This is a genomic window from Streptomyces sp. NPDC025638 (assembly GCF_055558775.1).
Genome location: NZ_JBVHLX010000011.1, coordinates 379,119 through 389,462, shown reverse-complemented (window position 1 = coordinate 389,462; position 10,344 = coordinate 379,119). Strand labels below are relative to the sequence as shown.

At 70.9% G+C, this 10,344-nt stretch carries 12 protein-coding genes; 7 read left to right on the top strand and 5 right to left on the bottom strand.

Annotated elements, in window-relative coordinates; translation table 11 throughout:
* Both ACZ4EG_RS28435 and ACZ4EG_RS28430 read right to left on the bottom strand, forming a co-directional pair.
* On the bottom strand, positions 1 to 722 hold a 722-nt coding region (locus tag ACZ4EG_RS28435; protein ID WP_467792600.1), incomplete at its 3' end, for a maltotransferase domain-containing protein.
* Positions 723 to 791: 69 nt separating this feature from the next.
* On the bottom strand, positions 792 to 1,091 hold the full coding sequence (locus ACZ4EG_RS28430) for a DUF5133 domain-containing protein (protein WP_390709684.1): 300 nt from the start codon (positions 1,089 to 1,091) through the stop codon (positions 792 to 794).
* A gap of 305 nt (positions 1,092 to 1,396) precedes the next feature.
* Here ACZ4EG_RS28430 and ACZ4EG_RS28425 point away from each other — a divergent pair, with 305 nt between their 5' ends.
* Positions 1,397 to 1,897, top strand: a complete 501-nt coding sequence (locus ACZ4EG_RS28425; protein WP_453555974.1) for a pep a2 — start codon at positions 1,397 to 1,399, stop codon at positions 1,895 to 1,897.
* Positions 1,898 to 1,920: 23 nt separating this feature from the next.
* Entirely contained in the window at positions 1,921 to 4,038 is a 2,118-nt protein-coding gene (gene glgX / locus ACZ4EG_RS28420) for a glycogen debranching protein GlgX (protein WP_453555998.1), read from the top strand.
* Between the two features lie 72 nt (positions 4,039 to 4,110).
* Here the strand turns inward: glgX and ACZ4EG_RS28415 are convergent, their stop codons facing one another.
* Positions 4,111 to 4,920: a VOC family protein gene (locus ACZ4EG_RS28415; protein WP_453555971.1), complete on the bottom strand. Its 810-nt coding sequence runs from the start codon at positions 4,918 to 4,920 to the stop codon at positions 4,111 to 4,113.
* A gap of 126 nt (positions 4,921 to 5,046) precedes the next feature.
* On the opposite strand from ACZ4EG_RS28415, the gene ACZ4EG_RS28410 reads away from it, so the two are divergent.
* Positions 5,047 to 5,370: an ANTAR domain-containing protein gene (locus tag ACZ4EG_RS28410; RefSeq protein WP_467792599.1), complete on the top strand. Its 324-nt coding sequence runs from the start codon at positions 5,047 to 5,049 to the stop codon at positions 5,368 to 5,370.
* A gap of 3 nt (positions 5,371 to 5,373) precedes the next feature.
* Here the strand turns inward: ACZ4EG_RS28410 and ACZ4EG_RS28405 are convergent, their stop codons facing one another.
* Positions 5,374 to 6,165 carry a SigB/SigF/SigG family RNA polymerase sigma factor gene (locus ACZ4EG_RS28405; protein WP_453555967.1) on the bottom strand — a complete coding sequence of 264 codons (792 nt, stop codon included), beginning with the start codon at positions 6,163 to 6,165 and terminating at the stop codon, positions 5,374 to 5,376.
* 268 nt (positions 6,166 to 6,433) lie between these two features.
* Here ACZ4EG_RS28405 and ACZ4EG_RS28400 point away from each other — a divergent pair, with 268 nt between their 5' ends.
* The 4 genes from ACZ4EG_RS28400 (at position 6,434) to ACZ4EG_RS28385 (ending at position 9,343) form a co-directional block, all read left to right on the top strand.
* The gene (locus ACZ4EG_RS28400) at positions 6,434 to 6,922 is read left to right on the top strand and encodes a MarR family winged helix-turn-helix transcriptional regulator (RefSeq protein WP_467792598.1); all 489 of its coding nucleotides are present in this window, start codon (positions 6,434 to 6,436) and stop codon (positions 6,920 to 6,922) included.
* Positions 6,919 to 7,800, top strand: coding sequence for an ABC transporter ATP-binding protein (locus ACZ4EG_RS28395; protein ID WP_467792597.1), 882 nt, complete (start codon positions 6,919 to 6,921; stop codon positions 7,798 to 7,800). The genes ACZ4EG_RS28400 and ACZ4EG_RS28395 overlap by 4 nt, the downstream gene beginning before the upstream one ends.
* Positions 7,760 to 8,620: an ABC transporter permease gene (locus ACZ4EG_RS28390; RefSeq protein WP_467792596.1), complete on the top strand. Its 861-nt coding sequence runs from the start codon at positions 7,760 to 7,762 to the stop codon at positions 8,618 to 8,620. Before ACZ4EG_RS28395 ends, ACZ4EG_RS28390 begins: the two co-directional genes overlap by 41 nt.
* 189 nt (positions 8,621 to 8,809) lie before the next feature.
* Positions 8,810 to 9,343 (top strand): hypothetical protein, encoded by a 534-nt coding sequence (locus tag ACZ4EG_RS28385; RefSeq protein WP_453555957.1) that lies wholly within the window; start codon positions 8,810 to 8,812, stop codon positions 9,341 to 9,343.
* Between the two features lie 16 nt (positions 9,344 to 9,359).
* Here ACZ4EG_RS28385 and hemC read toward each other — a convergent pair whose 3' ends face one another.
* The gene (gene hemC, locus ACZ4EG_RS28380) at positions 9,360 to 10,295 is read right to left on the bottom strand and encodes a hydroxymethylbilane synthase (RefSeq protein ID WP_467792595.1); all 936 of its coding nucleotides are present in this window, start codon (positions 10,293 to 10,295) and stop codon (positions 9,360 to 9,362) included.
* Positions 10,296 to 10,344 lie beyond the last annotated feature (49 nt).

Sequence of the window (10,344 nt, the reverse complement as noted above, 5' to 3'; positions counted from 1 at the left end):
AGGTAGACGACGTCGAAGCCCATCGCGGCGATCGCCTCCAGACGGCGGGCCGCGGTGCGGAACGTGCCGTGCGGGTGCTCGGGCGTGCCCTCCGAACGCGGGAAGAACTCGTACCACGAGCCGTACAGCGCGCGTTCACGCTCCACCAGCAGCGGCATCGGCTCGGACGCGGTCACCAGCTCCCGCAGCGGATACCGCGCCAGCACCCCGCCCACCTCCGGCGCCAACGCCGCCCCGAGACGGGCCTCCAGGGAGAGCGAGTCGTTGCCCAGCGCCCGGGCCGCGGCCAGGACCGCCTCGCGCTCGGGGCCCTCGGGCACCCCGGAGGCGGCCCGGGTGTGGAGGTCCATGCCCTCCTCCAGCACCAGCCCGGTGTCGATGCCCGCCGGGACCTTGATGCGGGCGGTCCGGCGCCAGGTGGCCACGGGATCGCTCCAGGCCTCCACCGAGTACGTCCAGCGGCCCGTCGCGTCCGGAGTGACCTCCGCGCCCCAGCGGTCGGTGCCCGGGGCGAGTTCACGCATCGGCGTCCACGGGCCGGTGCGGCCCTCGGGGTCCCGCAGCACCACGTTCGCGCCGACGGCGTCCTGGCCCTCACGGAAGACGGTGGCCGTGACCTGGAACGTCTCCCCGGTCACCGCCTTCGCCGGGCGCCTGCCGCAGTCCACGGCCGGCCGGACGTCGCGAACCGGAACTCGGCCGATGGCCGGGGTCGAACTCATGGGTCTCACCTCCGCCGTGCGCGAAGCCGGGCCCCGGGCCCGGCTCTGAATCCGAATGACACCGGAAGGTCAGTGCCTCCCGGCGCTGGAACGCCGGTCCCACGGCGGAGCCCGTCGCGCCGCGCCGCTCCCATGGGGCCGCCCGCCCTGCTCCTGCAGGTAGCTGCCCAGACTGGAGCGCAGATAGCGCTCGGCGGCGTCGGCGGCCTCCCGGGCGCACCGCTTGCCCATCAGCACGCACAGCGTGTAGCCCGAGTCCTCGAACGTGGCCCGCACCTCGCGGTCCGCCGGAGCGGCGAGCATCACGCGTTCCCACGCCCGGTACCGCCGCAACTGCCTGGCCACTTCGGCCTTAGCGGGTAGCAGCATGGCCCTCTTCACCCTCCACGCTCTCGACTGGGCGCGTTTCCCGACGGTCGGGTGGTCTCCGTGCACGGAGAGGCACGGAACCGTTACGGCGATCGAGGCACTTTCACTCATGGTGCACGCGTGACGACTCAGCGTCTTGTTGGATCTTCAACCACCACTTGAGTGCTCTCGTGTTGCACGAATGGCGTAGTACCCGCACTGTGGATCTGACTCAGGAGCGATCGGTGCTCGACGCTCAGTGATCGGGGCCATTGCCTGCGGGGGCGAGAACGAGCGGCAGCTTCGCCGGTGAGGAGCAAGCGACGATGAAGACCGCAGTGCCCTGCTACTACCACCTCGACGTGGAAGTCAGCCCCGAACGGGTCGGACAGGTCAGCCGCATCCTGGCCGCCCACCTCCGCCACTGGGACCTCGAAAACCTCGTGGATCCCGTCTGCCGCGGCACCGAACTGCTGCTGCGGGCCATTGACGAGCATGCGACGGACAAGCACACATCCATCGAGATGTGGTGGAACGGCCAGCATCTGATCACCGCCGTGGGCGAGGACGACCGCGATCTGCGCCCCGACCAGGACCTGCGCGGCTGCCTGACCCAGATCGCCGCGACGAGCGACGGCTGGGGATGCTGCGCCTCGGACACCGGCAGCAAGATCATCTGGTTCTCCCAGCGCGCCCGCAGCGGCGAGCGCGTCCCGCTGGTCCCGACGGCCCCGGAGCCCAGCCTGCGCTATGTGCGCCAGGTGCCCCGGGAGATGCCCGTCGCGGCACTGGCCACCGGGGCGGACCCGGTGGAGGCCGCCCGGTGACGGCACGACCGAAGCGGAAAGGGGTGCCCGTGTGGAGCGGGCACCCCTACCCGTTGGGCGCCGCCTTCGACGGACAGGGCACCAACTTCGCCCTGTTCAGCGAGGTCGCCCAGCAGGTCGACCTGGTACTGGTCGACGACGCCGGCACCGAGACCCGCGCGCCGCTGACCGAGGTCGACGGGTTCGTCTGGCACGGCTATGTTCCCGGGACCGGACCGGGGCAGCGCTACGGCTTCCGGGTGCACGGCCCGTGGGACCCCGACCTCGGCCACCGGTGCAATCCGGCGAAGCTGCTCCTCGACCCGTACGCACGGGCCGTGGACGGGCAGATCGACAACCACGCCTCGCTCTACGAGCGGGATCCGGGCGGTGCTTCCCCGGCCGACAGTGCCGGGCACTCCATGCTCGGTGTGGTCACCGATCCGTACTTCGACTGGGGCGACGACCGCCCGCCCCGGCGGGCGTACGCGGACAGCGTGATCTACGAGGCGCATGTACGGGGACTCACCGGTACCCACCCGGAGGTCCCGCCCCGGCTGCGCGGCACCTATGCGGCCCTCGCGCACCCGGCCGTCATCGAGCATCTGACCTCGCTCGGGGTCACCGCGGTCGAACTCATGCCGGTGCACCAGTTCGTGCAGGACGGCGTGCTCCAGGACCGGGGTCTGTCCAACTACTGGGGCTACAACACGATCGGCTTCTTCGCCCCGCACAACGCCTATGCCGCCTTCGGCACCCGCGGCCAGCAGGTCAACGAGTTCAAGGCGATGGTGAAGGCGCTGCACGCGGCCGGCCTGGAGGTCATCCTCGACGTCGTCTACAACCACACCGCCGAGGGCAACCAGTACGGTCCCACGCTGTCCTTCCGCGGCATCGACAACGCCTCGTACTACCGTCTCGTCGACGGCGACTGGGCGCACTACTACGACACCACGGGCACCGGCAACAGCCTGCTGATGCGGCATCCCTACGTGCTCCAGCTGATCATGGACTCGCTGCGGTACTGGGTCACCGAGATGCACGTCGACGGCTTCCGCTTCGACCTCGCCGCCACGCTCGCCCGCCAGTTCCACGAGGTGGACCGGCTGTCGGCGTTCTTCGACCTGATCCAGCAGGACCCGGTGATCAGCAGGGTCAAGCTCATCGCCGAGCCCTGGGACGTGGGGGAGGGTGGCTACCAGGTCGGCAACTTCCCGCCCCTGTGGTCGGAGTGGAACGGCAGATACCGGGACGCGGTACGGGACTTCTGGCGGGCGGAACCGGGCTCGCTCGGCGAGTTCGCCTCCCGGCTCACCGGCTCCTCCGACCTCTATGCGCACAGCAGGCGCCGGCCCCGGGCCAGCGTCAACTTCGTGACCGCGCACGACGGTTTCACCCTGCGCGATCTCGTCTCGTACAACGACAAGCACAACGAGGCCAACGGCGAGGGCAACCGGGACGGGGAGAGCGTCAACCGGTCCTGGAACTGCGGCGCCGAGGGCGAGACGGACGACCCCGCGGTCCTGGAGCTGCGCGCCCGTCAGCAGCGCAACCTGATGGCCACCCTGCTGCTGTCGCAGGGCATCCCGATGCTCTGCCACGGTGACGAGCTGGGCCGCACCCAGCGCGGCAACAACAACGCCTACTGCCAGGACAACGAGGTCTCCTGGATCGACTGGTCCCCGACCGGGGAACAGCGCACGCTGACGGACTTCACCCGCCACGTCATCGCCCTGCGCGCCGCCCACCCCGTACTGCGTCGCCGCCGCTTCTTCCGCGGCGCGACGGTGACCCACGCCGGGCAACGCCTGCCCGACCTGGTCTGGCTGCTGCCCGACGCACGCGAGATGACCGGCCGCGACTGGCAGCACCCCGACGCGCACTCGGTCGGCGTGTTCCTCAACGGCGACGCCATCGCCGAACGCGACCCGTACGGCCGGCGCGTGGTCGACGACTCTTTCCTGCTGCTGCTCAACAGCTACTGGGAACCGGTCGACTTCCGGCTGCCCGACGACACCTACGGCGAGCGCTGGACCACCCTGATCGACACGGCCGACCCGGAGGGAATCCCGGACGAACGCGAGCACAAGGCGGCCACCGGCCTCCGGGTCGAGGCCCGCAGCCTCGTCCTGCTGTCCCGCCCGTCCCGCGCCGACGGCTAGGGCCCTGGCGTCGAATCCCCGCGGGGACGTGACGACAGGACCCAGGACGCGGCACCCGCGCTGCAGCGGAGGTCAGTGTTCGCGGCGGGAGGTGACCGTGAACTGTGCGCCGTCGGGGTCGCGCAGTACGGCCTCCTCCTCTTCCTCGCGCAGCACGCTGCCGCCGTGCTTCTCCGCCGCCCGGGCGCAGTCCGTCACGTCGGCCACGGCGAAGTGGATCTGCCAGTGCGGCCGGACCGACGGATCGGGCGCCGCCTCCACCGCGCCGGAGTCGATGCGCGCCACCACGTCGCCCCGGCTGCGCAGCACCACCTCGCCGCCCTCGTACTCGACCTCGCAGCAGCCGGGCCGGTCCGTGGCCCAGTCGAGGATCTCGCCGTAGAAGAGGGCGGCGTCGAAGGCGTTGCGGGTGTGCAGCCGGATGAACGTCGGCGCCGCCCGCCGCCAGCTCTCCCAGTTGGAGATGAGCTCGCCCTCCCAGATGCCGAAGATGGCCCCGTCCCGGTCGGCGAGCAGCGCCGCGCGCCCGGGCGGGAAGGAGAGCGGGCCGACCGCCGCGGTGCCGCCGCGTTCCCGGACCCGGGCCGCGGCCTCGTCCGCGTTCGGGACGGCGAAGTACGGCGTCCAGGTCACCGCCATCTGCCACATGGCGGCGACCGCGGCGATCCCGGCGACCGGCACCCCGCCCGCCAGCGCGATCCGGAAATGATCACCGAGCTTGGCGTTCCGCCATCGCCAGCCCAGTACGGCCCCGTAGAACTCCTCCGTGGCCTTGAGGTCACGGCTGGTCAGACTCACCCAGCAGGGGGCGCCGAAGACGGAGTGCGTGGAGACGACTTCCTTCTTCTTCGCGCCGCCGGGGAGGGTCGTGTCATGGTTCATCGCACTCGCGTCCTGGTGTCCGGGACCGGTGGTCACCGGTCTTCCACCAGTGTCCAACCGGAAGCGGTCCGGGCGCCTGCCGAGCACCCCGGTGGCATACGGCCGGACGAGTGACACGATTGATGGATGGGCGAGCGCTACGAGGGCGAGACGGATCGCGTCTTCGAGCTGCAGGAAGAAGTGCACCAGCTGAAGGAGGCGGTCGCCTCGCACGCCGTCGTGGACCAGGCGATCGGGATGGTGGTCGCCCTGGCCCGGGTGACGCCCGACCAGGGGTGGGCGGTGCTGAAGGACGTCTCCCAGCACACGAACATCAAGCTGCGCAATGTCGCGGAACTCATCCTCATCTGGGGACGCACCGGTGACATGCCCCCGGAGATCCGCGCCGAGCTGGAGGTCGCCCTCGACCGGCACGGTCCGACGCAGGTTCCGGGGACACCGCCGCAGTGAGGCTCAGCGTGCCTCGGCCAGCAGATCCTCGCGCAGCCGGTCGAAGCAGCCGCTGAGCAGCCGCGAGACATGCATCTGGGAGATCCCGAGCTGTTCGGCGATCCTGCTCTGCGTCATCCCCCGGAAGAACCGCAGATACAGGATGAGGCGCTCACGCTCGGGCAGAGCCTCCAGACAGGGCTTGACGGCGATGCGGTCGACGACGAGGTCGTAGCCGGGATCGCTCTCCCCGAGGGCGTCGCTCAGGGCATAACCCTCGGTGCCCGGCAGCTCGGCGTTCAGCGACAGTGCGGAGAAGCACTCCAGCGCCTCGACACCGGTGCGGACCTCGTCCTCGGTCAGCTGTGCGTGTGCGGCGATCTCGGCGACCGTGGGTGCCCGGCCCGGGATCGTCTGCGCGAGTTCCTTCGCGGTGCTCCGGACCCGGTTGCGCAGATCCTGGACCCGGCGGGGCACGTGCAGCGTCCACATGTGGTCACGGAAGTGGCGCTTGATCTCACCGGTGACGGTCGGTACGGCGTACGCCTCGAAGGCGCGGCCGCGTGCCGGGTCGTAGTGGTCGACGGCCTTGACGAGGCCCAGGGCCGCGACCTGGTAGAGGTCTTCCAGGGTCTCCCCGCGGTCACGGAACCGGACGGCGATCCGCTCGGCCATCGGCAGCCAGAGCCGGACCAGCTCGTCCCGCAGCGCCCGGCGCTCCGGGCCGTCCGGCAGTTCGACAAGCCGTTCGAACGCCTCGGCCGTGTCGGGGGCGTCGTCGTGCGGATGTGGCTTCGTTCTGGTGGTGGTACCCATGGCGGGTGCGCACCTCCCTCAGCGGGTGCTGGATGGGACAGACACCATGGGAGGAGAGGAACGCACTGGGACCGCTGAGGGGACACCCGGGGCCTGGCGAACCGGCTCCCACGGACGTGCCTCCTGTCCGAAGCACTTGCCTCAACATTCCCCGCACCGGACATGCCGAAACAAATCACCCGAAATAGTGACGGCACCGGGCCGTCAAGTGCCCGACTTGACCGTTCTTTGGGAAGAGATACCTCTGACACAGAGGTAATCTCCAGGTGTGGAACCCAAGGGACCAGAACCGAAGGGACCAGGGGAGCCGGAGGCCTTCCCGGAGGAGCTGGCGGACACCCTGGTCGGCATCCAGCGGCTGATCCGCCGCCGGCTGCGCAGCGGGCTGACGGCGCCGCGGCTGCGCGGCGCCGAGGTGGAACTGCTGCGCCTGGTCGAGGCCCGGCCCGGCATCGGCATCTCGGACGCCGCCAAGGAGCTGTACCTGGCGAGCAACTCCGTCTCGACCCTCGTCAACAAGCTCGCCAAGGACGGCTATCTGATCCGGGAGACCGACCCGGCGGACCGGCGTGCCGCCCGTCTGCAGCTCACCGAGGCGGCCCGCAACCGGCTGCGGGACTGGCAGCGGCGCCGGGCGGACCTCGTCGGGCGCCATGTGGACCGGCTCGACGAGGCGGACCGGGAGGCGCTGCGCGCCGCACTCCCGGCGCTGCGCAAGCTGGCCGTCACCCTGCACGAGGAGGCCTTGGAATCATGACGCGGGACACCGCAGCCGAAGCGTGGGACACCGCCGCCGGCGCGGCCGAAGCCGTCACCTGCACACGGCTCGCCTACGCGTTCGGGGAGACCAACGCGGTGGACGGGCTCGACCTGACCGTGCGGGAGGGCGAGGTCTTCGGGCTGCTCGGCCCCAACGGCGCCGGCAAGACCACGGCCATCCGCTGCATCACCACGCTGCTGCCCGTCCCCGCGGGCATGGTCCGCGTCTTCGGCCATGACACGGCCGGCGACCGCATGGCCGTACGACGCCTCCTCGGGTACGTCCCGCAGCAACTGTCCGCCGACAGCGGGCTCACCGGACGGGAGAACGTCGCCCTCTTCGCCCGGGTCTTCGACGTCCCCCGCCGCGAGCGGGCCGCCCGCGTCGCGCAGGCCCTGGCCGCCGTGGGCCTCGCCAACGCCGCCGACCGGCTGGTGGGCACCTACTCCGGCGGCATGGTCCGTCGGCTGGAGCTGGCCCAGGCCCTGGTCAGCGCACCCCGCCTGCTGATCCTCGACGAGCCGACGATCGGCCTCGACCCGATCGCCCGGACCGGTGTCTGGGAGCACATCAACGCCGTCCGCGCGGCCACCGGCATGACCGTCCTGGTCACCACCCACTACATGGACGAGGCGGACCAGTACTGCGACCGCGTCGGCCTGATGCACCACGGCCGCATCCGCGCCCTCGGCACCCCCGCCGAACTCAGGCAGGGACTCGGTGAACGCCGTCGCGCCGCGGGCGCCCCGGCCACGGACACGCTGCCCACCCTGGAGGACGTCTTCCGCGACGTCGCCGGCAGCGGTCTCGACGAGAAGTCAGGAGATTTCCGCGATGTCCGAAGCACCCGCCGCACAGCCAACCGCGTCGGCTGATCCCGTCCCCACGGCGGACAGTGACCTGCTGCTGCGGCCGCCCCGGCCCCGCGCGGGCTGGCGGCTGCTGCCCGCCCGGGTCGTCGCGATGTGCATCGTCGAACTGCAGAAACTGCGCCACGACCGCACCGAGCTGTACACCAGGGCGATCCAGCCCGCCCTCTGGCTGCTGATCTTCGGCCAGACCTTCACCCGGATCCGGGCGATACCCACCGGCGGCATCCCCTACATCGACTACCTCGCGCCCGGCATCATCGCCCAGTCCGCGATGTTCATCGCCATCTTCTACGGCATCCAGATCATCTGGGAGCGGGACGCCGGCATCCTCAACAAACTGCTGGTCACGCCGACCCCGCGCTCGGCGCTGATCACCGGGAAGGCGTTCGCGGCCGGAGTGAAGTCGCTGATCCAGGCGGTCGTCGTCATCGTCATCGCCGCCCTGCTCGGCGTCGCGCTGACCTGGAACCCGCTGCGTCTGCTCGGCGTCGCCGCGGCCGTGGTCCTCGCCTCCGCCTTCTTCTCCTGCCTGTCGATCACCATCGCGGGCATCGTCCTCAACCGCGACCGTCTGATGGGCATCGGGCAGGCGATCACGATGCCGCTGTTCTTCGGCTCCAACGCCCTCTATCCCGTCTCCATCATGCCCGGCTGGCTCCAGGCGGTCAGCAGGGCCAACCCCCTGAGCTACCAAGTCGACGCCCTGCGTGGCCTTCTGCTCGGCACGCCGGCGCATCTCGCCGCCGACTTCGGCGTCCTCGCCGTGGCCGCCGCACTCGGCATCACCGTCGCCTCCTCACTGCTGGGCCGGCTCGCCCGCTGATCTTGCCCGGACGTGATGTGCGGCACGCACCCGGACACCGCCTGGCGGCCCTCCGAGGGGATTCCCGCTGCGCAGCGCTTGATCAGCGATCAAAGCGGGCGAATCCCCTGGCCACAGCGCATTCTGCTCATTTGACAGTGCGCTCGGCACACAGATAGACAGCAGCTCTCCGAGGTCGATAGGGGCACCGTGTACGAGCCGAACGTGGTCGGGGACTGGCAGGAGTACGACGAGCATGCCGGTCTGCGTGTCCGCGTCCACAGCCTGGAGGCGGCCGAGCCGCCGCGCGGACGCGACGACGCGGCCGTCGGGCTGACGTACTTCAGTGTCCGGGTGACCATCGAGAACCGCGGCGCGCGCCAGTTCAGCGTCCAGCTGGAGGACGGGCAGATCGACGTCCGGGTCGGCCCGGACGGGGAGGGCGCCTTCATCGACTGGCGCAACTCGCAGTTCATCGAGGGCTTCGACGTCTACCCGCTGCGCCGGGCCACCGCCGTGGTGTACGCGGCGGGGCCGGAGGCGGCGCTGACCCAGGTGGACGTCCAGGTCCAGCTGCGGGTCGACGAGGAGTGGACCGACCGCCGGCTGTGGGCGGGCGGCATCGGACTGCTGGAGGAGCCCGTCGCCGCCGCCTCCGCGGCGACCGGACCGGGCAGCCTGGCCCACCAGGTGAGCGTCTTCCTGAAGGACCTGGAGGACCAGACGGAGCCGGGCACCGCCTGACGGCCGCTACGGCCGATCAGTGCGGGATGCCGTCGATGATCTCGCGGGCACCCTGTCGCAGCAGGGACACGGCGACCGAGGTGCCGAGCGTGGCCGGGTCGAGCCGGCCCGCCCACTCGTGGGCGTTCAGCCGCGTCTTGCCGTCCGGCGTGAACACACAGGCGCGCAGGGACAGTTCACCGCTGCGGTCCACGCGGGCGTAACCGGCGATCGGGCTGTTGCAGTGCCCCTGCAGGACATGCAGGAACATGCGCTCCGCCGCGGCCTCCCGGTAGGTGTCCGGGTCGCCGAGCCCGCTGACCGCGTCGATCAGCTCGGCGTCGCCCTCCCGGCACTGCAGGGCGAGGATGCCCGCGCCGATCGGCGGCATCATCGTCTCCGGGGACAGCACCTCACTGATCACCTCGCGCCGGTCGATCCGCTCCAGGCCGGAGACCGCGAGCAGCAGCGCGTCCGCCTCGCCGGCCGCGAGCTTCTCCAGGCGGCGGTTGGCGTTGCCGCGGAAGGGCACGCACCGCAGGTGCGGGTGGGTGGCGGCCAGCTGGGCGACACGGCGCACCGCGGAGGTGCCGATCCGGGTGCCGGCCGGCAGCTCGTCGAGGGTGAGCCCGCCCGGGTTGACGAGCGCGTCACGGATGTCGTCCCGCTTCAGGAACGCGGCGAACACGGTGCCCGCGGGCAGCGGCCGGTCGGCCGGCACGTCCTTGACGCAGTGCACCGCGAGGTCGGCCTCCCCGGCCAGCAGCGCGGCGTCCACCTCCTTGGTGAACGCCCCCTTGCCCTCCACCTTCGACAGATCGCCCAGCCACTTGTCGCCGGTGGTCTTCACCGGTACGACCTCGGTGCGCACCTGCGGATGGAGAACCGCCAACTCGGCGCGGACACGCTCCACTTGGGCGAGTGCCATCGGTGAGTCGCGGGAGACGATACGGATCAGTTCCGGGACGGACATGGGGACACGATAGACCGTGGCGACGGACATCCGTGCCGATCGCCCGCAT

Excerpts from the sequence above, each read along its gene's own strand:
- ACZ4EG_RS28430 (WP_390709684.1), bottom strand. The coding sequence starts at position 1,091 with ATGCTGCTACCCGCTAAGGCCGAAGTGGCCAGGCAGTTGCGGCGGTAC.
- ACZ4EG_RS28405 (WP_453555967.1), bottom strand. The coding sequence starts at position 6,165 with ATGGGTACCACCACCAGAACGAAGCCACATCCGCACGACGACGCCCCC.
- ACZ4EG_RS28390 (WP_467792596.1), top strand. The coding sequence starts at position 7,760 with ATGTCCGAAGCACCCGCCGCACAGCCAACCGCGTCGGCTGATCCCGTC.
- ACZ4EG_RS28415 (WP_453555971.1), bottom strand. The coding sequence starts at position 4,920 with ATGAACCATGACACGACCCTCCCCGGCGGCGCGAAGAAGAAGGAAGTC.
- ACZ4EG_RS28425 (WP_453555974.1), top strand. The coding sequence starts at position 1,397 with ATGAAGACCGCAGTGCCCTGCTACTACCACCTCGACGTGGAAGTCAGC.
- ACZ4EG_RS28395 (WP_467792597.1), top strand. The coding sequence starts at position 6,919 with ATGACGCGGGACACCGCAGCCGAAGCGTGGGACACCGCCGCCGGCGCG.
- hemC (WP_467792595.1), bottom strand. The coding sequence starts at position 10,295 with ATGTCCGTCCCGGAACTGATCCGTATCGTCTCCCGCGACTCACCGATG.
- ACZ4EG_RS28410 (WP_467792599.1), top strand. The coding sequence starts at position 5,047 with ATGGGCGAGCGCTACGAGGGCGAGACGGATCGCGTCTTCGAGCTGCAG.